The following is a 24,433-nucleotide window of genomic DNA, read 5'->3' as shown; positions in this document are numbered from 1 at the left end:
ATGGAAATACTGCCGGACGAACGCAAGGCACTGCTTGCCGTTTTACGGTGCTTCGATCAAAGGGGCTTTAACAACTGGCTGAGGAACTATAGCAACTTATCCATTGCTGATTTCAGTTCGGACACCCTGCCGATCGACTCAATCGTTGCCGACTTTTTTTTCTGGATCAAGCGTGATGGCAGCTGCCTTGTGGATTTGTTGGCGGGATTGATACCCATGATAGGCGCAAGTCCGGAGGTCGCGATCTTGCAAGAGACCGTGGTGCGGATTCAAGCGACTCAGGACGCGCTCAAGCGAATGGGATGTCCGTCAGATTCGCGGCTTGCGGAAGGTAGGCCAATTGTTAATCGCAGTGCACTGCGTCAATACCTAAAGGACGCGATTAGTTATGGTGGTGGGCCCGGGGCTGGTGTCAGCATCATCAAAGTCGCCGGAGCACGAGGATTGGGTCGCAGCCACAGCTGGTATCTGATCAAGCACGTGGCAGATACAGGCGTAGCGGAGGCACTCAAGTTCGACCTAGTTAGCGCCACACTTGCCAATCAAACGCTTGATGTCCTGTTTGAAGCGCTGGTACGCAATCTCAAGATCACCGATGCCAAGAAGCCCACTTCAGACGGTACCACCTCGGACACCTTGGCTGCGCGCTTCGCGGAGGAGCTCGCTGCCTGTCTCGCTCGCGCTGCTGGCAATTGGAGCAAACCCTATTGGTTGGTCTTCGACAGTCTTGACCGGGATCTAAGGCCCGAGGTGAAAAGATTCGTATCGCTGTTGTGCCGAGAGAGGCTTGAGGGAATGTTTGGCAAGTGCGTGATCTTCCTGCTCGGGCCAGACGCAGTCACGGAGCCTGTGGATCCGGGCCGTAGGGCGCAGCAGGAGCTGCTCACCCCTTTCAGCGACAGCGAGATCCGCGACGCGGCAATCGCACTGAACAACTTGGGGCGTAAGGCGCTTCAGCAGACCGAACTCGATCTGCGCATCGGTAACGCGCAAGCGCTCGCGCGACAGTACAGTGGCTCTGATCTTTGTCGGGAGGTTTTTGCCAAACTAGTCGATTTGCGGGTCGAGGTGGGAGCATGAGCACCCTAGATGCAGCGATCAGCAATACGCAAGACCCTACGCGCGAACTTTGGGCGGCCGCAGCGGTACGTGAGAGCTTCCGCTCTGGCGACTTGCTCGCACAATGGCATTCGAATCACAGAGAAGCCGACGCGAAATTGCGTGAGGACGCATTGTTGACTTCCATTGCGATCCAGGACGTTGCGAAACCTGCCTTCACCAGCGACGGTGCGGATGCACTTCGTATCCCAAGCGATCTACGGTTGCGCGCATTGGAAGGCTTTGGCGTGAAAGCTGCCCGAAAAGCGTTCAATGCCGTGCCAGAATTTGCCCTCACGGCTGTCGAGCGAATGCTGCGCGCCATGCTCGATGGCGAAAAATTTTCCGTCGACATATATGACCGCGAACAGTTGTCTGCCTTACGTGTGGCCACCGGCTGCGCAGTAGCCGCAGGCGTGAGCCCAAACGTCACTGAAGGTAAGTTGGAGAGCATGATCCAGCGACTCGACCTCACGCTAGCTCTTGGTGGGGCCGACCTGCATCGCTTTGTTGGGCGTGAAAAAGATCTTGAAACTCTGCACAAACTCTGGCGAGACCACGCTGCGGGCGTCGCGATCGAAGCACCTGGCGGTATGGGCAAGTCGCTGCTCGTTAGCTGTTTCGTTTCTGATTTGCTCAATAGCGAAACAACCCCATCTCCAACGCCTTTAGGGCGGCAGTGGCGCCGGGCAGTTAAATACTTTGGGCCCAAATTAAGTCAATTTCCTTCGGCGGTTTTCCATTTCGACTTTGATCGGCGGGATCTACAAAACCGCGACGGCTACTTTTCAAGCCTTGACACGCTTACCGGCGAGTTGATGCGACAGGCACGGCGGTGGCTTCCGCCGGCGATGATCGACAAACTGTTGAACGACGGGCCAAACTCTTCACAATACGGACTGGAATCGCACTCCTATTCACGCTCGACCCGCAACTATCTTGGGCGAGGCGAGCAGATCACTGAGCTGGCTCGCCTTTTCAACCGTATGTCTGATCAGTCTCCTCCTCGGATAATCTTCATCTTCGACAGCATGGAGCAAATACTGGGTTTGGACGATGAAGCCAATTACAGCATCTTCCATATCGCAAAGCAGATGCAGCAAGGGGGAGCACTGCCGTTCGTGATCTGCGTGTCGAGAAGCTTCGCTGCTGACAGAATGATAGTTAATAGGCTCAATTTGCTAATCAACCTTGAGCAATTTTCTGACGGCGAGGCTAGGACCTATCTAACCAACGAGGCGATAAGGCAAGGTATCGCGCTCGACGAGACTGCCCTCCATCGCGTGATAGCCACGGTAGGCCGTTCGCCGCTGGCACTTCGGCTAGCGGTCTCACTGATGGAAAAGGACAAGGATGCTTTCGATCCTAAGCATTGGGTGAAAAGCCTTCGCAATGACCCGGAACGCATTCAGGCAAACTTGTATGATCGAGTGCTTAAACGTATCCGTGACAAGGACCTCGTCAAAGTCGCGCGCCCTGGCTTGCTCGTTCGGCGACTTACGTCAGGCGTGATCACGCACGTACTGGCTGGGCCATGCCAGATCGACAAATCAAAAGACGTTGCGGAGCAACTGATACGCAAGGCTGGAAAAGAAGGCCAGTTGTTTTCGGTGACCCCCTCCGACCCTGACCCTAATGCGCTCTGGCATCGGGCCGACGTCCGAGCGCTGATGCTGCCCGATCTTGACACCACGATTAGTGAAACGGTTGCAAGACAGATCAATGAGGCGGCAGTCGAGTTTTATGGAAAAAGTGACGATGCCATTTCACGAACGGAAGAGCTATACCATCGCCTGCGGCTGGCACAGGACGCTGCCGAACTCGACGCTCGTTGGGACGATGTAGCAGGCATGTCGCTGCGCGGTGCACTCGACGAGTTGCCTCCACAATCGCGTATCTATGTGCGGCGGCGTCTTGGCAGCGCGTCGCTGAGTGCCAAAAAGGGCGCAGGTGACGGGCCCGTTGTGGACCGCGAACTGAGGGAGGTCGTGCGCCGCGAGCTTCAGGCTGTGGCGGACGGTGCAGACCCCATGAAGACACTCGCCAGCTTCGGCATCGACCACATGCGCGGCGGCTTTGCAGACCTGTATGCTGAAGCGTTGCTCATCCAGGGTAGCTTGGACGAATTGTTGGCAGGTGCCGCGAAACTTGCGGCTACGGGCGATGCGCCGACGTCTGTCCAGGCTGCGGTGTCGAACATTGCAGGTGGTGTGCTTGAAGGTCTCGGCCGATTGTCGGAGGCCTTTGAAAGCTGGCAGGCAGGCATCGATACCGCGCCCATGACTGATGCGGAATCAATTCATATAGCTGTGGCAGCACGGATCGGGGCGTTGCGCACTGCTCGCAAGCTAGATGAAATCCGGCATTTCGCAGCCTTCAGTAGCACTCGTGCGAGACTGATTGATGAAACATTGTCTCTCGCAGGTGCCATTCTGCCAGACATTTCCCGGCGAGCGGTCGAGGCGAGGGAAATGGTTGCTGAGCTATCCGAGCCGAACTTCGAGCGGGTCGTCCCCGAAGCGTTGTTTCGCATATTCACCGATTTGGTTGGTAGCGGCGAAGCCTTCCCCAGCTTGGCCGAGCGGCCTGCGCGGCTAGGCGAAGTTGCTATCGAATTCGGCTTTCAAGCAGCATCGCTGAGGGACTTTGTAAGCTACCTGTCAAAGGAGGTCTATAGCCAAGGTCAGGACCGCGTGATCGAACTGATGCGGGATGAGGTTGACTGGACAATCGCGCGTGCCGTGGGATGTGCGACGCCTTGAGTTTCCAGCTCCATCGCTTGCGATCTGGCATAGCCGGTTGAACAACAACCCTGCTAGGCCGCCTTGATCACTGGTGAGCAAGCCGCGCATGGTCAGCGCCGCTGAGACGTGTGCTTCCCAAGCTCGCCCCGCACGGCCTGCGCCGGCTCGCTCAAACATTGTTGTCATCCTAGGGCGACGTACCACGTACGCGATTCAACGCGAGCGTTTCAGCCCAACGTGTCTGGGACTCGGTGACGCTGGATCTCGCCACCGTGAAGCAAATCAAAGGCATGGCCCCCGGGGCGACGATCAACGACGCGGTGCTTACAATGATCGGCGGCTCGATGCAGCGTTACTTGCAGTCAAAAGACGAACTCCCGGAAAAATCCCCCCTGCGTATTCTTACGTGGGGGCCAATTGTCGAGATTTTTTAAATATGCGTATAAGCAGCTAAATATGAAACAGCCGAACAATCAGCCCCTTAGTGAACTCTGCTCACTGCATCCTCCAAAAAATATTATTTAAATATGCACATCAGCTTTCATACCGGGATCGGAAATTCTTCGTTGCCGGAGTTGTTTGCAGATCGCCTGCCCAGTAGTCGTTTGATATCTCAGAGGTCTAGCACTGATCTTGCCGCATCCGTCGCACCTAATCGGTCTGCATGAACAATGCTTCCAGGAATGTCAGCAATCACGACGCTGTGTGAAATCTGTGGCTTTCGGCATGGGTTGGTGCGCGGATTTCAAGGACAGCCATACAGGAATTGGCCAATGTCTGGCGACGCCGTCGAAAATTACGCTCCTAGCGACCCATGCACCAAGCATTGCTCTGAAACCCTATTTAAGTATGAATCAGCGAGTAAGGGGCTGACATTGCGGAGAGCTTCACTAGCAGGGCAAGGCGCTAACGACCGCTATTTGCCGAAAGCAGGCCTCTGCCCCCCGTTCATTTTGGCCCATCTCTGCTATCTACGATCTAGCTTGCCATGAACCATACAATGGCTACCCGCACGCCTTTACCTAGCTCTAGGAATCTCCCGGCGGGAAGACATTATAGGCTGTCATAGATTAAACATAACTGGTGTTGTGTTTAATCTGAGTGACTGCTAGCATCCAAATCGCCAAGTGGCATTTTCGAGGAGAAAGCTCTCATGCAACCCTCTGTGCGAAAGGCGTTCCTGGAAGACGGGGCCGTCCTGATCAAAGGTTTTCTGAACAAAGATCAATTGGCCAAGTGCCGGGCAGCCTACGACTGGGCTGTCGAGAATCATGGCCCTCATGCGACCCGAATGTTCGACGGAACTGAGCAACAATCGCACGTCGACAATGCGAATCCGGTCGCCAAGGCCCGTCTCGAAGAACTGGTGACCTCCCTGCCCTTTGGCGAGCTGTTTGCACAGCTCTGGGGCTCGGAGAATGTGTGGTATTTCGCCGAAGAAGTATTTCTCAAGGCCGGTGGGCGCGGATCTCGCACACTTTGGCATCAGGACACGTCTTACCTGCCGTGGGCGGGAAACCACTGGGCCAATGCCTGGATCAGTTTTGAATCGGTCCCGAAGAAAAACGCTTTGGAGATCGTCCGAGGCTCACACATAGGGCCGCGTTACGACGGCACCACGTTTCGCGACCCAAATGATCCGACGCAACCTCTGCATGGCGGCGATGCCTTGCCGCGTCTGCCTGACATTGAGGCTCTGCGTCAGAACAATCCCAAGGCGTTCGACATCATTTCGTGGGCCACCGAGCCCGGCGATATCGTCCTGCTGCATCCTGGTTCGCTACACGGCGGTGCGCCGGTGGATGCAGCCTTCCCGGACCGCCATACCTTCGTCTTCCGTTTCTTTGGAGACGACGCAACCTTTCGACCTCTGCCAGAGCACAGCGCCGCCGGTTACCCGCAACAGGGCGTGCTGTTCAGTGAGGAGCTGTCGACCTTGAAAGCCGGAGATCCTTTCCGCCACCCAACGTTCCGCCAATTAATATAAGAGGAGTAACGCCATGAGTACTCAAGACCTGCAGCGTCAATCGATCAATCCTAGCCACACCCAGGCCATCTACGACACCTTCCATTTTTCCCAGGCGACGCGTGTCGGGAACATGATCTGGGTGTCCGGCCAGGTCGGTATCGACGCGTCCATGGTTCCTGCCGAAGGTATCCAGGCACAATCCCATCTGGCGTTTCAGTCCTTGAGAACCATCCTTGAGGCCGCAGGCGCAAGCCTGGCCGATGTGGTCGAGTTGATGACCTTCCACACGGATCTTCAGGGTGAAGTTCATGCCTTTGGGCAGGTAAAGGACGAGTACTTCCCCGAGCGCTATCCAGCGTGGACCGCTGTCGGTATTTCACAACTTGCACTTCCCGGATTGCGAGTGGAAGTACGAGCCGTTGCTGTGATTAATAGCGGTCGAATCTGAAGGATTGCATGTTCTCGACATGCCAAGCCAAAATGGCGTTCGCAGCCGCTGTCGGCTCAACGCCTTCAACCAACGGAATCACTTTCTCTCATGCATGATGCCCAAGCGCCTTCCACGGATCGTCAGCAACCCATTGACAGTGATTCCGCACACGCCCCACGCCGAGGACGCCCGGTAGGCAATCGCCTGGAAAAACGCGGAGAACTGTTGACCGCTGCCATCGAGGTGATTGCCCAGGAGGGTTATGCCGGGACCTCTCTGCGCAAAGTCGCCAGTCATGCTGGCTGCACGACTGGCGCCGTGACCTACTACTTCGCCAACAAGGAAGAGATGATCACTGCGGCCGCGCAGAGTCTGTTCGACGAGTTCGACAATCTGCTGGAGTCCGATCAAGAAAAAGTCGACGTCAGGGCAATGATCGAGCAGTGGTTGAACCTGACTCAAGCCAACGACTCAGCCCGCTGGCTTGCCTTGTTTCAAATGCTCGCCCACGCCCGGCACGAGCCAGTGTTTGCCGATGTGATCCAGAAACGTTACTCGCGATTCCGAGAGGATCTCGCGACCATTCTGGCCAAGGGGCAAACCCAAGGCATCATCCGCAAGGACATTCCTGCCGATCTACTCGCTGACCAGCTCAGCGCACTGAGTGACGGCTGGATGATGATGCTACCGATCGAGCCGGAACGATTTGAACCCAAACGCAGCAAGGCGTTGATGGATGCCGTCATCACGCTGATCAGCCCCTCTCGATAAATCCCCCTACCCTGTCTTCATACCATCAACAAGGTTCGCTTCATTCGGGGAGCGAACCCAGCATATCTGCATCTTCCTTACGCTCAAATCCACTCTTTATCGCCATCCTCTCGATTTCACTTTGCTGAAGGCCTCTTCCGTCATATATTCACATAACATCTGTAATTATAAATAGAAGAAGGAGGTGAAGATGGATTCGGATCTCGATGAGCTGTCGACGCAATCACGGCAGCGACGATTGTTATTGCAAGCGATCGGAGGCGCCGCCCTCGCCGGAGGACTTGGCATCAGTGGGCGTGCCATGGCTCAAACCGAACCTGCGACAGACGCTTCGATACTGGATGTGGTGATCATGGGCGCGGGGCTGTCCGGGCTTACATCAGCCAGGGATCTTCAGGCCGCCGGCTGCGAGTCGTTTGTAGTCCTTGAGGCCCGCGATCGCGTCGGTGGCCGCACGTACAACCATGACTTGGGCAACGGCGTCATCTCTGAGGCCGGCGGCCAATGGATCGGTCCTGGCCAAACATCGATTGCGGATCTGGCAAGGCAGCTCGATGTCGCAACCTTCCCTACTTATTACAAGGGCAAGGCGGTTTATCTGATGGGCGACGAAAAGATCCAAGAGGATGTCAGCGATGGCCCGAATTCCAACACTGAAATCGTCGGCAAACTGAACAAGCTGGCCGAAGGTGTTCCCAGTAAAGCGCCCTGGAAAGCCAAGGACGCTGCTGAGCTCGACAAACTCTCGATTGGCCAATGGCTAGCCGAACAAGGCATCAGCAACGTAGACAAGATCGGATTCAACATGTCTGTGAGTCTGACCTTTGGTACGGCGCCGGCCGGCATGGGCCTGCTGCATTACCTGGCGATGATCAACTCCTCCGACTGCCGCCTCGAAAAGCTCGAAGGCATCAAAGGTGGCGCGCAGGAATCACGGCTGGTCGGTGGTTCTCAGATCCTCAGCTTGAAGATGGCACAGGCTCTGGGTGACAAAGTCCGGCTGGCGTGTCCGGTGCGCAAGATTGTCGGTTGGGATCGTGATGTCGTCGAATTGCATACCGACCAGGGCATCATCCGCACGCGGCAGGTGATTGCCGCCTTGAGCCCGGCGCTGTGCAATCAGATCATCTTCGATCCGCCTTTGCCAACCGAGCGCGCCGAGCTGCAGCGACGTTGGCCGGCCCATGCGCCAATGCGCAAGACCGTACACGTCTATGAGCGACCGTTCTGGCGAGACCAAGGCCTTAACGGGCAGATCGTACAAGTGGAGGGCCCCCTGATCTGGGCCTACGACAACTCCCCTGCGGACGGTAGTCTGGGCGTCCTGAGCGGCTTTATCAGGCCTGGGCAATTACCCCATGACCCCAAAGCGGCGCAGGACACCTTGTCGGAGATCTACGCCCAAGCTATGGGCGAGCAAGCCCTGCATCCGATCCAGTTCCATGATCAGGACTGGGGCAAAGTCGACCCATGGACCCTGAGCTGCATTTCTCCAATGCCCCCCGGTTTCTGGACTCAATGGGGCGAATACCTGACCCCGGCCGTTGGCCGTCTGATCTGGTCCGGCACCGAAACGGCGGAGATCTGGGCTGGGGCGATGGATGGCGCGATCCGCGCAGGCCATCGAGCGGCGATGGAAGCGCTACAGGCGTTGGTTCAACCGGGGAGGAACGTCTGATGAAGCGGACTATCGTGATTGGGGCAATCGCTGTGACAACCGCGCTGGCGGGATCGACAGTGATCTATGGGCCAGAACTGTTGGCGGGATACCGCTTTATGAATGCCGTGGATCAGCATGACGCTGATTACCAGGCCGATGGTGGTGCGTGGCCACAATTGCAGGACACCTGCGCACTCTGTCATGGCGCAAGAGGCCAGCCGCGGGACGCCCAGTATGCCGCTCTTGCGGGTCAGTCCGCAGCGTACATCGAAAGCCAGTTACATGCGTTTGCCGAAGGACGCCGACACAGTGCACAGATGAGTCCGCTGGCGGCGAATCTGACAGATGAGCAGATCAAGCGTCTGGCCAGTTATTTCGCCGAACAGAAACCAGGCGTGACTGAAGTCACGACGAAAGATGATGCTCTTCAACAGCAAGGTCAGCGTGTGGTCGTCGCCAATGGATGTGCAGCCTGTCACGGCGAAAAATTGTCTGGCGGCCCGTTGGCTCCGCGCATCGCGGGACAAGGGCAGCTTTATCTGACGGACCAACTGAAAGCCTTCAAAGTTGGCCAACGCAAAGATCCGACACAAGCCATGAATGCTATGGCGGGTGCGTTGTCCGACGAGGATATCAAGGCCTTGTCGCACTATCTGGCGAATCTGGTGCCCTGATCCCGCTGGGCAAGGATGCCCGCCGCCCTCCTCTTTCATACGCCAAAAGCCGCCAGAATGGCGGCTTCGCATACCTGAAAAACATATCTCTCAGCGTGTCTGCAAAAGCGCCATTGAGTTCTTCGAACGCTCTAAGGCGCAATACGCGTAGTACAAGTGCACCAGTAAATAAGCCCAAGTAGTCAGCGCAAGAACATAGAAGTTCAGCAGCACGTTAGTGTCGTCCCCAGGGATTTTGTAGAAGTCATAAATGCAAGCAATGGTCAGTGAGGCGAGCATGCCAAATATCACCCCGATCGCGTGCAGGAACTCTCCGGCGCTTGCGAGCCTCACTGCGAAATAGACCAGATAAACCGAAAACATCACCCACATCATCACGTAGAAATACGGCTGGAGCGTGATCAGAACCTTGGTGGAAATCAAAGCGAATGTGCCCACCAGGGCGCCGGCAAACATCATGAGTTCCTTGCGCACTGAGGGCTTGTAGGTATGCGTCACCGCCATCAACCCGAGTACCGTAATGATCGGGATCCCGAAGGCTCTGGAGAACGCATCACAAAAGTATGAAATGAGGTACGAATGCTCCGATCCGGTGAGGAAAAATATCAGGAAGTTTGTCGCGGAAAAGGCGACCACAAACCATTCGAGAGCCAGTAGCAGGTTTCTTTTTTTAAGAAACTTGATGCCGAAGGTCAGCCCATTCGCGAGCAGCAAGAAACAGGCAAAGCACAGCACAATATTTCTCGGTTCCATAACGATAGCCTCGATACATCTGACAGAAAATTTGATGATTTACTTGGGTTGAGGAGCCAGTGCGGCAAGGTAGGTGGCAATCGCCTTACGCTCATCCGCTGACAGCGCGGCCGCCATTGCTTTCATTGCGCCGCTGGACTCATTGCGCTCACCTGTGGCAAAAGCGTTGAGCTGCGCTAAAAGGTAGTCGTGCCCTTGCGCGGCCAAGCGAGGAAACGCGTCGTGCCCCATCAACTGGCCACCGTGGCAGGCTGCACAGCCTCTCGTTTGCACCAGTTGTTTGCCCTTTTCCTTCAGACCTTCGTCAGGGCTGAAAGCCACATTCGCGCTGACGGATTGCCGAGAATAGAAATTCGCCAGCAGATCAATATCATCGCGGCTGAGGGTCATCGCCAACGGCCCCATATTGGGTGCAGCCCGTTGCCCACTGGCGAAGTTGTGCAACTGCGCAGACAGGTACGCGGCCGGCTGTCCGGCCAGACTCGGATAAGGCGAGTTCAGCGAGTTGCCCTTGCTGCCATGGCAACCCGTGCAGGCATCCGTCAGATGCGGCCAGCTCCCACGTTCGGTCTGGTACGCTTCAGTGGACGTGGTGATGTAACTCTGCAGGCGATAGAGATCGAGAAGGTCACGACCGAAAATCGCCAACAGCACGGCAATGACTGCGATGACGCCAAACGCTATGATTTTTTTCATTGTCGCCTCCTATGCCCGACGCAAGGCGTTGAGCACCTGTAAGGCGCTGTGGTGTCCGGCGCGTACGGCACCATCCATGTAGCCTGCCCAGATATCAGCAGTTTCAGTGCCCGACCAGAACAGATTGCCGCAGGGTGGACGCAGCGCCTCGCCATGAGTCGACCAGAAGCCTGGAGGAATCGGCGACACGCAAGTGATCGTCCATGGGTCGAAATGCGCCCAGTCATGATCGTGGTAGGAGACGGGGTTAAGCGCTTCGTCCCCCAAGGCACGCGCATAGATCTCGGTCTGCACACGTTTAGCGGCTTCAGGATCAGCAGGTGCTGCCGCATTCATGACGAATGCATTGATGACTCCGATTTCACCGTTGGGCGGTGAGTTGTCGTAAGCCCAGATGACCGGCCCCCCCACCTGAATGATGTGGCCGTTCAAGCCTTTGTCACGCCAGAAAGGCCGCGGGTAGACCATCGCGGTCTTGCGGGCCGGAGAGTGTGCCGGCCAGGCACGTTGCAAGGCTGCACGGGCTTCGGGCAGCGGTGGATCGAACTGCAAGCGTTGGCAGAGTGCGGGATGAATCGCCATGATCACCCGCCGGGCACGTATCTCGCCTTGATCCGTTTGGAGTCTGACGATGTCGCGATTCCAGTCGGTAATCTTTCGCACTGGACAGGACAAGCGAACTTTGTCGCCCAACAGTTGCGCCATCTTGCTGCTGAGAATCTGCGAACCACCGACGATCCGTGTGCCCTGCGCGCTGTCCTTGATTGAGTCGAGCCGCATATATTCGCAACCGGCCGAGTTGATCATCGACAGAAAATGCAGAAAGCCCATCTTTGCCGGCGTAACACCGCAGGTCAGGAGGAAACTGGCGTTCCACCCAGCCCGATCCTCAGGCTTTATGTTCTGTTGAGCCAGCCATTCACCTGCCGAGAGCTTGTCCAATTCGGCGGCCCTGGGTGACTTCCACGGTGTACCGCACGGCACGTCCCGCGACAGTTCACTGAGCTTTGCCGAAACGGCTTCATCGGTGCCGAACGTGCCTTTCAAATCAACGGCGACACGTCCGTCACCGCCGAGGATGATGGTTTCACCGTCGTAGAAACTCGGAAAGGTGCCCACCTCAAGCTCTCGGGCGAGATCCGCTACAGCCGTTTGCCCCGGGCCTATCCACTGGCCTCCGACCTCGGAGATGTAGCCTGAACCCAGATCGTGATTAAGGGTGCGCCCGCCTACACGATCGCGCGCTTCGAGCACCAACAGCGACTGGCAACCCGCCAGATGCAGATCGCGGGCTGCCGTCAGACCGGCAAGGCCTGCACCAATGATCACCACGTCGAGAACATTGTCCGAGCTGTCTTGCAAAAGCGTATCGGCGGCATTGGCCAGGCCGATGTTCAAACCAATCGATCCCACCGCCGCTGTAGCACCGGCCAGTTTGAGCAATTGTCTTCGTTTTAAATCTGGAGGGGCGTCAGTGTTCATAATCGATGCCTCACATAACGTTATTGTTGGATTGAACGCTCATGACAGAGCGTCCGTGCGGCAGTAAAAAAAGCGGTGGCAGAAACAAAATCCATTTTGTCTTTCTGCAGGCGAGCGCCTGCCCGGCCAATGACTTCAAGGCCTGTGCCACCACTGAAAATCAGCGTGTTGTCTTCCTTTAACGCGTTGTTCTACGCGCCCTCAACGATTAACGATGAGTGCGTGCAACCTTGCGGTTGGTGTATTCGTCGAGGCTGTTTGCCACCCCTAGCGCCAGATTCACGGCGCACCATTGCAGCGGCTCTGGCAATGTTTTCGGGGTTTTGTGGCGCAGCGCAGCGAGCAACGGATGCTCGATGCCGCCGATTCTTTCCGCCAGCAGATGCCCGATCAGCGACTGGGTGGCGATGCCGTGTCCGGAGCAGCCTGCGGTGTAGATAATGTTGTGGTGGGTTCCGGTTTCGCCCACCACCGGCAACGCGTCGTAGGCCATGCTGACGTAGCCGCTCCAGCACGATTGAATACCAATACCGCGCAAAGTCGGGAAACGTGCCCCCAGCGTGTTTTCCAGCTCGCGGTAGGCAACATCGTCGGGAATGTTCGGGGTTTTGGAACCGTAGACATAGCCGAGCCGTTTGGTGGTCAGCAGCAACGTATTACGCGCCGTCAGACGATGGCTTTCCATGGTCCAGTGCGGTGTCATCAACCCTTCCCGTCCTGCCCATCCCAATGACGCCAACTGCTGCGCAGACAATGGCTCGGTTTCGACTGCCGACACCCGAAATGGAACAATCTTGTCGCGCAGAAGCCCGATTTGCGGCGTATAGGCATTGGTGGCCAACACCAAATTCGGGGCTGTCGCACGACCGTGCGTGGTTTGGCAGGTGATCGTCGGCCCATCGGAATACGACACCAACTTCGTATTCTCATACAGTTTCACGCCTGCCTGGAGCGCCGCCCGCCGCAGTCCCATCACGTATTTGCCGGGGTCCAGCGTACCGCCATGGCGTTGCAGGCAGCCAAACAGAAATGCCGGTGGAATCCCCCGTGCGCGCATTTGAGCCTGATCCAGAAACTCGGTACGGGAGCCAAGTTCGTCACCCACTGCCATACTCTTGCGTAGCTTTTTCTCCTGGGAAGGATGGATGCCCGCCCTGATGATTCCCGAGGCGTTGTAGTCGCAGTCGATACCCAGTTCGCGCAATCGGCCTTCGACGTAGGCGACACCTTCGTCGTAGAACCTGACGATGTTTTTCGCCTTTTCGTGACCGACACGTTTCAAGAACAGCTCGAACTCAATGCCGATGCTTCCGCCCAGATAACCGGCATTGCGACCACTGGCACCGAAACCGGCAAATTCCTGTTCAAGGATGATTACCTTCGCACCCAGCGCCGTAAGCTCCAGGGCGGTAGACAGCCCGGCAAAACCGGCACCGATCACGATGACATCCGCGCTGACATCGCCTTCGAGCTCCGGCTGCAGATCAACCGGACTCTCGACCCAGCCACCCAACCGGCGGAAATGCCCGCCGGCAAAGTGGCTTTCCAGCTCTTGCGCTTGATAGGTCATGGACATGTGATGCGCTCCTATCGACTCAGGATGTGAATAGCGACCGCTGCTTCCTCAACACCTTGAAGACCGCCGCCGTTTTCCTGGATGGCATGCCGCGCGCCGTGTACCTGGCGCGCCCCGGCTTCCCCGCGCAATTGAGTGGTCAACTCGTACAATTGGCCGATCCCCGTTGCGCCGAGCGGATGACCTTTGGACTCCAGGCCGCCGGAGGTATTGATCGGTATGCGGCCACCCAGGGTGAAATCGCCCCGTTCGGCGCAAATTCCACCCTCCCCCAGCGGCGCCAGTCCGAGATTTTCCGACTGGATGATTTCCCCCATTGCCGAAGCGTCGTGTACTTCGGCCACATGCATGTCCTGCGGGCCGAGTCCGGCGATCTCGTAGGCCTGGCGCGCAGCCAACAGGCTGACGTGCTTGTGCGGCTCATCCAGTCCACGCAAGGTGAAACTGCGGATCACGCTGGCGGCGATTCGCACACAACGTTTCGGATCGGCCCCGATGCGTTTCAGACCCGCCTCGGTGCAAATGATCGCGGCGGCCGCGCCGTCGGACAACGGCGCGCACATCGGTAACGTGATCGGATAGGTGATCGGTGGCGCCTCCAGTACCTCTTCGATGGTGAAGGTCTTGCGAAATTGCGAATAAGGGTTGTGCACCGAGTGTTGATGGTTCTTGGCACACACCGCCGCGATCTGCCGCTGTGTGGTGCCGTAGGTCTTCATGTGCCAACGGCACATGGCGGCATAAATGGCCATGAACTTGCTGTACGGGCGATCAGACTCCGAGCCTGGCGGAACAACGATGCCCTCCCCCATTTTTACCAGCGTGGCGTAGTTCTCCTCGGCGGTGGAAACATCCCAGCCGGTTTCGAACAGTGCCAGTGCCCGCGACTTGTCCGGCACGTTCATTTTCTCGGCGCCCAACGCTAACACCACATCGGTAGCCCCCGAGCGCAAGCTCTGCACCGCCAGATGAACCGCGGTACTGCCCGAGGCACAGGCGTTTTCGACGTTGTAGACCGGCACACCTTCGATGCCGATCTTGCTGCACATCACCTGCCCCGGGATGGAGAGCTGGCCTTGTAGATGGCCGTTGGTGATGCCGGCGTAAAACACTGCCTCGATGTCGGAGCGTTGGGCGCGGGCGTCTGCCAGAGCCCCCTGCAACGCCTCCAGAGCCATATCCTGAAGGCTACGCTCCAGATGACGTCCGAATTGGGTCATGGCGATGCCGGCTATGTAAATGGGTTCCATCACTTAACTCCTCGACGTCAGATCTGCCGATCAACGCTTTGCCAGTACTGGGCACGCAGATCCTTCTTCAACACCTTGCCAACAGGACTGCGTGGCAATGCATCAATGAAATCCACAGTTTTCGGAGACTTGACCGATCCGAGTCGGTCTTTGCAGAGACTGATCAGTTCTTCGGCGGTGACGCTTTGTCCAACACTCAGCTCGACGACGGCCTTGACGCTCTCGCCCCACTGCTCGTCCGGCACGCCGATCACCGCGCAGTCCTGCACTGCCGGATGGGCCCAAAGCACCTGCTCGACCTCGCTCGGATAAACGTTGAAACCACCGGAGATGATCATGTCCTTCTTGCGGTCGGTGATGTGCAGGTAGCCATGGGGGTCGAGATGGCCGATATCACCGGTGTGCAGCCAACCGTCGATGATGGTTTCGGCGGTTTTCTGCGGGTCCTTGTAATAACCCTTCATGACCAGGTCACCGCGTACGCAGATCTCGCCGGACTCGCCCTGGGCGAGAATCTCCCCGGCGTCGCTGAGGATCTCGACGCGAATCAGCGGATTGGGGCGGCCGACCGATGACAGACGCTCGTCCGATGCCAGTCGTCCACCTTGCAGATGCTCGGCGGGCGGCAGGTTGGAAATCGATGCGGGCGCTTCGGTCTGGCCGTATCCGCCGGCCATCACCGGGCCAAAGGTTTCGATCGCTTGCTTGAGCTTCTCCACCGACATTGGCGCAGCGCCGTAAAGAAAGTATTTCAACGAGCTGAAATCGACCTTCTGCGCCAGATTTGGAACATCCAGCAGGCGATAGATCACCGTCGGTGGCAGAAAAGTCTCGGTGACCTTGTACTTCGGAATCATCGCCAGCATCAGCGCCGGGTCCGGCTTGGTGATAACTACCACGGTGCCGCCCCGCGAGGTGCACGGCAGGGACAGTGTGCCGGCAGTATGGGTCATCGGTGCCGCCGCCAGGTTGACCGGTGGATGCTCATCCCCATAAGGGAAGTTGATCATGAAGTGCGCACAGAACGTCTGGATGCTGCGATGGGTGTTCATCACACCCTTCGGCAAGCCTGTGGTGCCACCGGTTGGCGAAATCGCCACTACATCGTCGAGTTGATACTCGACCTTGGGTGGCGTGTTCGGCTGACCTTCGATCCAGACTTTAAGCGAAGGTGCTTCGGGCAGATGTTCGTCGATGCAAATCCATAAACGGATTTTCGGCAAGCTCGGGCGCAACGCGTCGATGATGGATGCGAACTCCTTCTGGAAAAACAGCACCTCGCAGTCGAACGCATCGAGCACATGACGGTTCTCTTCGGCACTGTTGCGAGCGCCAACCGGAATCCAGCACATGTTGGCGCGCCAGAGACCCAGTGTGCACGTCCAGGCCACGGCATCGTTGGCCGACCAGATCGCACCCTTGGTGCTCTTGGGCAAACCCTCGGCCAACAGTGCATTGGCGATACGGCATGACAAGTTGCGGACGTCGGTAAAGGTGAAAACCCGGTCATCCTGGATATACGCCGCGCCGTGCGGATTGATCCGCCAGCCACGGTCGAAGAAATCAATAATCGCCATGTCGGTCACTTCACAGTTGGGTAACGGTTGCGCGAGCCAAGCCACGCTGTTCGAGGAAGCCCAGCAGGTAGCGATGACCGAAGGCTTTCGAGGCCGATGCGAAACCGACCTTGGCGCTATCGTTGTTCAACAGCTTGACCACGGCTGCCGCGTGCAAGGCGCCGGTGGCGATGTAGGGCGTGATGCCGTACACGGTGGCACGCACCGCTGTCAACTGACCGCGGCCGATCGCGAAGTCGACGGTGCGTTGCAAGGTGCTGCGCTCGCGCGGTGGCATGCTCGGCGTGGTCGACTGCACGAGGCTATTGATCACCGCGTCCTGCTGCTCTTTCGGCAGGTGTTTGTACTCGGCTTCCCACTTCTCACCCAGGCCGTGGACCATTTTCATCACCGGGTTGTCGTAGAAACCAACGCAGGACATGCAACTGCGCACCCGGCTATCCTCCTCATAGAACACCGGCAACGAAGTGCCGCCCCATGGCAGGCAGAACACCGACTCCAGCAGATCGGGACAGACCACGTTGAAGCTCGTATTCGGCGCATATGGCACCAGTGCCTTCTCCCACAGATAGGCGCCGGGGTAGCGCATGCCTTCGAAAATGGTGGCCGTTGAACCAACGGTCACACCGGCGGCACCGGTACGTGGCCCACGGGTCAGGGTTGCGGTTTCCAGCGAATCGACGCCCGGAGTTTCCAGGGCCAGCTCGGCGGCGATCTCGGCGTAGGTGTACATGTACGCGAGCGATGGGGACAGCAGCAGCCCAGCCTGGCGGTATAGCTCGCCAAACTGGTCGCGCAAGGCACGAATGTGCGCTTGCTCACCGGCAGGATCCAGATAATGACAGCCGGCCTTCAATGCCGCTTCAACGGCGGTCAGGCCAAAATTGATGAATGGGCCGACCGTGTTACAAACCACGCGCGCGCCTTTGAACACCGAAGTCAACGCTTCGACCTCGTGGGGGCACTCAATGATTTCGTAGGTCGCCGACTCCAGGCCGACAACGCGTTGCGCCATCATTTCCTGGGCACGGCCGGCGTTGCGCGCCACGGCGGTGAACGGGATGTGCTGGTCGATCAACCAGTCCATGATCAGCATGCCGGTGTAACCACTGGCGCCGTAGACAACCACAGGATATTTGGCCATCGGGATGTACCTCATTGTTGTTATTGGATGAGTGATGTCGGGTGAATCTTCAGGGTCAGTTGTTCGCCCAGCCTTCGGCATAAAGCTGCTGGGCCAGCAGCCCCAGACGCATGGTCAGGACACGGTTTTCGCCGTCCTCGATCAATGAGGACTGGGTGTCGCGCAATAGCTTCTCGATCGGGTATTCGCGGGTGGTGCCGTTGCCACCGAACAGGCGGAAGGCTTCTTGCACAACGGCCATCGCCTCTTCGGTCACCGTGACCTTGGCAGCAGCTGTGGCGTAGGGATGGGTTTGCGGCGACAGACGCGCGAAGCTCAGCGAACGTCGGGCGACAGCGCGGGCGGCCTCGACACGGCGCAGCATTTCGCCCAGACGCAGGCGGGTCATCTGGTGGTCGATCAACTGATGACCGCCCTGGCGGCGTTCATGGCAGTACTGCAACGCCATCTCGAATGCGGCGCGCGCGACGCCGGTGAACACCTGGCTCATGTGCGTGCCGGCAAACGACCAGGAAGAGCTGACGGCGCCGTAGTAGTTTTCGCGCTCGGCGATTGCAAAGCGCCGGGGCACTCGCACGCTGTCGAAGTAGATTTCGCCTTGTGGCAGGGAACGCTGACCGATCTTGTCCAGCGGCTTGCCTTTAGACACGCCTTTGAGATCAAGCGGAATGATCACCGCAATACCATGCGGCCGACCGTTGGCATCGTAGAAACCGTCACCGTAATCGGCGCAGATCATACCCAGCGCGACCTGCGCGACGGCTCCGTTGGATACCCACGCCGAGCTTTGACCGTTGAGGATGATTTCATCGCCGACCACTTTGGCGGTCAGGTTGCCGATATTTCCAGGCTTTCCTGCCGGCCAGTCACGCGCCATATCGAAGATCTGGTTGTCGCTACCACGATCGGGTTGGGTGGCCATCCAGCAACCGATCCGGCCCTGGCAGAGCTCGGCCAATTCGGTATTGCCGGCGGCGACGGCCATTTGCAGCGGGAAGTCAGCACAGCCAAGGGAAACTGCCAGGCCGGCATCGCCCCAACCGAGTTCTTCGCCGATCAGTGATTCGATCCGTATCGCCATATCCGGTGGCAACTGTGCCAACAGCGCCGGATCAAGACCCAACTTGGCGAACTCGCTGAACATCGAATAGTAAGGCGAGCCTGGGGCAATCACCTCTTCCGGTGTCATGCGGTCCAGCTCACGCCCCAAGGGGCGCAACACCTCTTTGGCGAAGCGGTGGACGGAGGCCTGAATCGCAGCCTCCTCTTCTGTCAGCGGTGTTTCGAAGCCGGAGAGCCCGGCAGCTGGCAGGGTAAGCGTCGATTTGAGCGAGATCATCAGAGTACCTCCATCGAGAATGGCAGGCCGTTGCGCTTTGCAACGTTCTGCGTCTTGTTATTTGAGATCGACTCTAACAAGCAAAATTATTTAACGCAACATCTGTTATGTTTATTATTTTGCGCGTGAAAAAACGCTTTCAGGCACGGGGGAACCGGCCGAAAATCAGCAGGAAGTTTTAGAAAATGACCAAGCCAAATGTCGGGAAACGGGCATCGCGCTAGCCTCCCGACATCGCAGCGGCATCAGTGCTGAGGGACGACGCCTCGTCGTGAAAACAGAATCGGTGAGCCGTCACTGTTCAGCAGCGACGCCGTGAGCGAAACACCGTCGCCGCTGGGTTGCTCGTGAAAACTCTGTCCACCGTCGTCACTGCGCACAATCAAACCGTCGAGTCCCACCGCGATGACTTTTCGCTCTGAGACATCGATGGCTGTGACTGAACTTTTGCTTTGCAGCGGCACGCGCTGCCAGCTCGAGCCGTCTGCGGAACCATGCAGCAGCGTGCCGCGTTGTCCGCCCACCAGCAGCGAGCCGTCACTCAGGACAGCCCCCGTCCACAACGTGCCGCTGTAGCCGGTATCCAGGTAGCGCCAGTGCTTGCCCTGATCGTCGGAGCGCAACAATTGGCCGCGCTCTGCGGTGGCATACAAGCGCCCTTTTTCATCGGCAAACAGTCCCATCAGATTCAGGTCGGCACGACTCGATCCGGGTGGCGCGTCGATTTTCTGATCGATCCAGGTCTTGCCGCCGTCATCGGTTGTCAGCACCAGCGACCACAGCCCCACTGCGACGCCTTGCGTCGGGTTGAAGAAGTGCACGGCAAACAATGGCCGGTCTTCTGCACTGGATAATCGTTGAACCTGCCAGACATCACCGCCATCGCTAGTGGCGAGAATTGCTCCCCAGTGGCCGACGGCCCAACCCTGTTTGGAATCGGCAAAGGAAACACCGGTCAACGGAGTGGACAACGGTACGGAAGTCGCCTGACGAAAGCGCTGCCCGTGGTCATCCGACAACAACACCATGCCGTGATCGCCGACGGCAACGGTTCGCTCCCCGGCCCAGGAAGCGCTCAACAGCGTGGCGGCACTGGCGTTGGCGGTTTGCGTCGCGGGTACGGCCGGCAAGGGAGAAGCCTGTAGCAATGCCGGCAACATAAGAACAATCAAAGGAATCAGGTTTCGCATCGGGGTCTCCTCAATGCACCAGTGAGCCGATCAGGCGCACCGGGCGCCGCCGTGGGAATGTCCGTTCCAGCCACACGGCGAATGCAGGCAGCACGGTCATGGCCATGACCATGTTGACCAGGAACATGAAGGCCAACAGCTTGCCCATGTCGGCCTGGAACTTGAGATCGGAAAACGCCCAGGTGGCCACGCCCACTGCCAGCGTGATGGCGGTAAAAATCGTTGCCACACCCACCTCCAGCAAGGCGTGCTCGACGGCCTTGGTGATCGGCTGCCCGAGAGCTTGGTGCAGTTGCAGACGGTTGTAGATGTAGAAGGCGTAATCCACGCCGATGCCGACGGCCAGTACCATTACCGGCAAGGTGGCGATGGTCAGGCCGATTTGCAGCTCCTTCATGAACCAGTAGCCGATGAAGGTGCCGAGTGTCAGCGGCAGGCAGCACACCAGCACGGCGCGCCAGTCGCGGTAGACGATAAACACCAGCAGAGCGATCGCGGCATAGACGTAAAGCATCATCGGCAGCTCGCTGCGTTCCACCTCTTCGTTGATCGCAGCGATCACCCCGGCATTGCCGGAAGCCAGGCGTACGCTCACCCCATCCTGAGTGAACTGAGTACGAAATGCCTTGGCGGCGGCGATCACTCGGTGAATGGTCGTCGCCTTGTGATCGGCGAGAAACAGATGCACCGCCGTCATGCTGCAATCGGGACGCATCATTCCTGGCACGCGAGCCACCTCGGCGGCCATCGATGAGTAGTTGGTCGGGTCGATGGGTACCGCGTTCATTTTCGGGTTGCCCTCGTTATAGCCCTCGTTGAACTGTCGCAGACTGTTGGAGAACGAGGTGACCGACACCACCCCTGGCACGCCCTGCATCGCCCAGACAAAGCGATCCTGGTACTGGCCGAGGGCGACGTCTTCGCAGGCGTTCGTCCCTGCGTCGACTTTGGCCTCGAAGACCACGCTGAGCCAATCCAGGCCGATGTCATAGTTGCTGGCGATGGAGACCGCATCGCGATTAAAGCGTGCGTCCTCGCGCAACTCCGGTGCACCGGCTTGCAAGGAGCCGACAACCCGATCATGGCTCTGCCAGGCCGCCGTGACAAAGATCAGCACGGCCATGCCCAGCACCCAGCGCACGTTGTGCCATTCGGTCAATCGGGCAAAACCGTGCAACCAACGGGCACGACGCTGGCGGGAAATTTCTTCGGCCGCGGCGTAGCCCGAGTCGACTCGCAGCATCGACGCCACCACCGGCAGCATCACCAGATTGGTGATGATCTTGAACGCCACCCCGAGCGAAGCGGTGATGGCCAGCTCCCGAACCATGGGAATCGGGATCAGCAACAACGTCACGAACGACACGAATGCGGTCACCAAAGCCAGCGTGCCTGGGATCAGCAACCCGCTGAAACTGGCCCGTGCCGCACCCTCCACCGACTTGCCGCAGGCGATTTCACGGATGATGAAATTGATCTGCTGAACGCCATGGGACACGCCAATGGCAAACACCAGAAAAGGCACCAAGACCGCCAGTGGATCAAGTCCGTAGCCGAGCAAACGCAGGGAGCCAAACTGCCAGATCAACGACACCAGCGAACAGCCCACCGCCAGCAACGTGAAACGCAGCGAATGGCAATACCAGTACACCGCAGCAGCCGTCAGCAGTAGCGCCAGCAGGCAGAACTCCAGAACCGCCGAGGCACCTTCGGCAATGTCACCGATCTGCTTGGCGAAACCGATGATCTGGAGCTCGAAGTCTTTGTCTTCAAACTGACTGCGAATTTTTTGCTCCAGGACCCGGTTGTACGCCACGTAGTCGAGGCGTTGGCCGTCAGCATCGAATTCGTTGAGATCCACGGTGATCATCGCGCTGCCCTGATCGCGAGCCACCAGTGTTCCGATAAAGCCGCCCTGCGCCGTCGAGTCGGCGATCATTGCAATGCTCGCCTCATCGAGACTCTCAGGCGTCACCGTGCCCGGCACCAATGGATCGGCACGAAAGCCCTCCTCGGTGATTTCGTTGACGAACGCGTTGGGCGTCCATAATGAACGCACGCTGCTGCGCGAGACGTTGGGCAGGAAAATCAGGGCCTGGGTTACATCATAAAGACGTTTGAGCCCTGCTCTGCTCCAGATCGTGCCACTCCGAGCCTTGACCACTACCGTGAGCCGGTTTGCACCTAGTAGATCATTGCGATATGTCTCGAAGGTTTCGATGTACTCATGGCCGATGGGCAGCTGTTTCTCAAACCCGGCTTCCATGCGCAACTGCACCGCAAACCAGGCCATGCCCACGGTGAACACGGCCAGGCTCAACAGCGTCAACAGGCGATGGGTAAACAACCACTGCTCGATGCGCGGCAACACGCCGCGCACTTTGGTTTCTGTCATTTTCAGCGAACTATTCACGGCGCGCCTCACAGGGTTCGGGAAACCACAAGACCGACGTAATCACGATCACGCAGCAGTTGATCGTAAGGGGTCTTGCCGCCCATGAACTTCGCGTAGTTGGCAGAGATCTGCCAGCTCGCCGGATTGCGCACGAAGTTGAGGTACAGGTTCATGCTGCTGGCATCTTCGGTGAACGTCGCCGACAGATTGGGTGTGCGTCCCTTGATTGATCGCGAATAGAACACCCCCGGCGTGACCTGCCAGCCAGGAATCAGCGTGTTGTCATACGTCAGGCTGAAATCGAGGCTGATCCCGGAAGAGGTTTTGTTGCCCTTGGCGCTCGGCGGGATGGCCGGATCCAGTTGCCAGGTATTGAGGCCGGCGGCAATCGGTTCGCCGGCGTAGTCGTTATGCAGGCCCGGGTATTTCACGACCACCAGTTCGCTCAACAGCGTGCCGGTGCTGGCACCGGTGAAGTCGAGCAATGTCGGCGAGTTGGACGGCGTCATGCTGTAGATGCCGGTCAGGTGCCATTGCAGTTTCTTTTCGTCTTTCCAGCATTTGCCACCGTTGCTGGCACAGGCGTCGATTACGGGGTTGAGCGGTACCGCGTCTTTGGGACGGTATGACAGTTCTGTGCCCACCGCCCAGTCGCCGATCGGCATATTGGCGCTGATGCCGTACATCATGCGGTCTTCCGGGTACTCCCATGTTTGCGCCAGGGCGAAGGTTTCCGGGTCCAGCACCTGCATCGTCAGTGACGGCAGCTTGTCGTGATAACGCATCACATACAGGCCAAGGTTGAGATCGGTGTTGTCTGGCTGCCAGCGCAGCGAAACACCCCATTGGCCGCCGTTGCGTGCGTCTTTTTCGTCGTAACCGTAGGCGCCCCTGCCCTCGCCCAGCGCGTGGGTGGTGGACCAGTAACTGCCCACGGGTGGTAACTCGCTTTTGTTCCAGTTGAATTGCCAATACGCCTCGATGTTTACGCCGGAACCGAGCCCGGACGCGAGGCTCAACATCGGCGCCGGCAGCAGGGCTTCCTTGAGCTGGGTGCCGGGTCGCGACAACGCCATGACATCGTAAGCGTTGGTATTGTTGATGCCGCCGGCAGCGAACAAGCTCTCGCCCCAGTTGATTACCTGATTGCCCAGACGAGCGCGGACACGCTGGTCACCGACATCGAAGCTCTTGCTCACCCACAGATCGAGCAGGCGAGCCTTGAACTCCAGATCATCCCGAGCATCGCTGGTGAGGCCGTCGTTGCCGACGCCTTCTGGCCGGTTGGCCGACAACGCGCCGCTGGTGTCGGTCGCCGCAAAATCACGGATCCAGCTACCGCGCGCCATGAACGTGTAGTCTTCGGGAAACTTCAGCACCAATTCATGGGTGCCCTTGATGTAGTTGGTGAACAAGTCACCCCTGTCGTAGTTCAGGTCGCCCTGATCACCGATATTGGCGCTGGGCGACAGACAACCGCTGGGAGGGTTGTGCCCGCTGGCCCCACTGGTGATGAGGTTGCAGCCGCGAGACTCGGTGCGCAGCCCCATGCCCACGGCGAGGGTGGAATCAAATGAGCCGTGAATGTTTTCGGTTTCAAAGGTGAACGCCATGGCAAATGGGGTTGCACACGCGATGACAAGACCTGAGGTTTTACTGATTATTTTTTTCATGTCTGTTCCCGG

19 protein-coding genes are annotated in these 24,433 nt (G+C 58.1%); 8 read left to right on the top strand and 11 right to left on the bottom strand.

Going from position 1 to position 24,433, the window contains the following annotated elements; translation table 11 throughout:
- The 8 genes from PGR6_RS14415 (at nucleotide 1) to PGR6_RS14385 (ending at nucleotide 9,346) form a co-directional block, all read left to right on the top strand.
- Nucleotides 1-1,080, top strand: coding sequence for a hypothetical protein (locus PGR6_RS14415; RefSeq protein ID WP_064617880.1), 1,080 nt, complete (start codon nucleotides 1-3; stop codon nucleotides 1,078-1,080).
- Nucleotides 1,077-3,860, top strand: coding sequence for a hypothetical protein (locus PGR6_RS14410; protein ID WP_064617878.1), 2,784 nt, complete (start codon nucleotides 1,077-1,079; stop codon nucleotides 3,858-3,860). The genes PGR6_RS14415 and PGR6_RS14410 overlap by 4 nt, the downstream gene beginning before the upstream one ends.
- A 254-nt stretch (nucleotides 3,861-4,114) precedes the next feature.
- Nucleotides 4,115-4,276, top strand: a complete 162-nt coding sequence (locus PGR6_RS30200) for a hypothetical protein (RefSeq protein WP_177343086.1) — start codon at nucleotides 4,115-4,117, stop codon at nucleotides 4,274-4,276.
- A gap of 719 nt (nucleotides 4,277-4,995) precedes the next feature.
- The gene (locus tag PGR6_RS14405; protein WP_064617876.1) at nucleotides 4,996-5,829 is read left to right on the top strand and encodes a phytanoyl-CoA dioxygenase family protein; all 834 of its coding nucleotides are present in this window, start codon (nucleotides 4,996-4,998) and stop codon (nucleotides 5,827-5,829) included.
- A 13-nt stretch (nucleotides 5,830-5,842) separates the two neighbouring features.
- Nucleotides 5,843-6,259 carry a RidA family protein gene (locus PGR6_RS14400; RefSeq protein ID WP_064617874.1) on the top strand — a complete coding sequence of 139 codons (417 nt, stop codon included), beginning with the start codon at nucleotides 5,843-5,845 and terminating at the stop codon, nucleotides 6,257-6,259.
- 90 nt (nucleotides 6,260-6,349) lie between these two features.
- Entirely contained in the window at nucleotides 6,350-7,012 is a 663-nt protein-coding gene (locus PGR6_RS14395) for a TetR/AcrR family transcriptional regulator (protein ID WP_019578921.1), read from the top strand.
- 190 nt (nucleotides 7,013-7,202) lie between these two features.
- A complete protein-coding gene (locus PGR6_RS14390; protein WP_064617872.1) occupies nucleotides 7,203-8,690 on the top strand; it encodes a flavin monoamine oxidase family protein in 1,488 nt (495 codons plus the stop codon).
- Nucleotides 8,690-9,346 (top strand): c-type cytochrome, encoded by a 657-nt coding sequence (locus PGR6_RS14385; RefSeq protein WP_019578919.1) that lies wholly within the window; start codon nucleotides 8,690-8,692, stop codon nucleotides 9,344-9,346. The genes PGR6_RS14390 and PGR6_RS14385 overlap by 1 nt, the downstream gene beginning before the upstream one ends.
- Before the next feature lie 90 nt (nucleotides 9,347-9,436).
- On the opposite strand, the gene PGR6_RS14380 is transcribed toward PGR6_RS14385, so the two are convergent.
- The 11 genes from PGR6_RS14380 to PGR6_RS14330 all read right to left on the bottom strand — a co-directional run bounded on the left by PGR6_RS14380 (nucleotide 9,437) and on the right by PGR6_RS14330 (nucleotide 24,421).
- Nucleotides 9,437-10,099, bottom strand: coding sequence for a hypothetical protein (locus PGR6_RS14380; protein WP_064617870.1), 663 nt, complete (start codon nucleotides 10,097-10,099; stop codon nucleotides 9,437-9,439).
- Between the two features lie 39 nt (nucleotides 10,100-10,138).
- A complete protein-coding gene (locus PGR6_RS14375) occupies nucleotides 10,139-10,795 on the bottom strand; it encodes a c-type cytochrome (protein WP_019578917.1) in 657 nt (218 codons plus the stop codon).
- 9 nt (nucleotides 10,796-10,804) lie between these two features.
- The gene (locus PGR6_RS14370; RefSeq protein WP_064617868.1) at nucleotides 10,805-12,277 is read right to left on the bottom strand and encodes a flavin monoamine oxidase family protein; all 1,473 of its coding nucleotides are present in this window, start codon (nucleotides 12,275-12,277) and stop codon (nucleotides 10,805-10,807) included.
- Between the two features lie 208 nt (nucleotides 12,278-12,485).
- Nucleotides 12,486-13,853 carry an NAD(P)/FAD-dependent oxidoreductase gene (locus PGR6_RS14365; protein ID WP_019649723.1) on the bottom strand — a complete coding sequence of 456 codons (1,368 nt, stop codon included), beginning with the start codon at nucleotides 13,851-13,853 and terminating at the stop codon, nucleotides 12,486-12,488.
- A gap of 11 nt (nucleotides 13,854-13,864) precedes the next feature.
- Nucleotides 13,865-15,103, bottom strand: a complete 1,239-nt coding sequence (locus PGR6_RS14360) for a thiolase family protein (RefSeq protein WP_064617866.1) — start codon at nucleotides 15,101-15,103, stop codon at nucleotides 13,865-13,867.
- A 17-nt stretch (nucleotides 15,104-15,120) separates the two neighbouring features.
- Nucleotides 15,121-16,680: an AMP-binding protein gene (locus tag PGR6_RS14355; RefSeq protein WP_064617864.1), complete on the bottom strand. Its 1,560-nt coding sequence runs from the start codon at nucleotides 16,678-16,680 to the stop codon at nucleotides 15,121-15,123.
- Nucleotides 16,681-16,690: 10 nt separating this feature from the next.
- The gene (locus PGR6_RS14350) at nucleotides 16,691-17,824 is read right to left on the bottom strand and encodes a saccharopine dehydrogenase family protein (RefSeq protein WP_064617863.1); all 1,134 of its coding nucleotides are present in this window, start codon (nucleotides 17,822-17,824) and stop codon (nucleotides 16,691-16,693) included.
- Between the two features lie 55 nt (nucleotides 17,825-17,879).
- Nucleotides 17,880-19,163, bottom strand: coding sequence for an acyl-CoA dehydrogenase family protein (locus PGR6_RS14345; RefSeq protein WP_019578911.1), 1,284 nt, complete (start codon nucleotides 19,161-19,163; stop codon nucleotides 17,880-17,882).
- A 245-nt stretch (nucleotides 19,164-19,408) separates the two neighbouring features.
- Nucleotides 19,409-20,353, bottom strand: a complete 945-nt coding sequence (locus tag PGR6_RS14340) for a WD40/YVTN/BNR-like repeat-containing protein (protein ID WP_064617861.1) — start codon at nucleotides 20,351-20,353, stop codon at nucleotides 19,409-19,411.
- Between the two features lie 10 nt (nucleotides 20,354-20,363).
- Nucleotides 20,364-22,748, bottom strand: coding sequence for an efflux RND transporter permease subunit (locus PGR6_RS14335; RefSeq protein ID WP_237229633.1), 2,385 nt, complete (start codon nucleotides 22,746-22,748; stop codon nucleotides 20,364-20,366).
- A 26-nt stretch (nucleotides 22,749-22,774) separates the two neighbouring features.
- On the bottom strand, nucleotides 22,775-24,421 hold the full coding sequence (locus PGR6_RS14330; protein WP_019578908.1) for a DUF1302 domain-containing protein: 1,647 nt from the start codon (nucleotides 24,419-24,421) through the stop codon (nucleotides 22,775-22,777).
- Between the last annotated feature and the right edge of the window lie 12 nt (nucleotides 24,422-24,433).

Source organism: Pseudomonas sp. GR 6-02 (genome assembly GCF_001655615.1).
Taxonomy (GTDB): Bacteria; Pseudomonadota; Gammaproteobacteria; order Pseudomonadales; family Pseudomonadaceae; genus Aquipseudomonas.
Note: the sequence above shows the minus strand (reverse complement) of the source record. Positions and strands in the feature narration are given on the sequence as shown.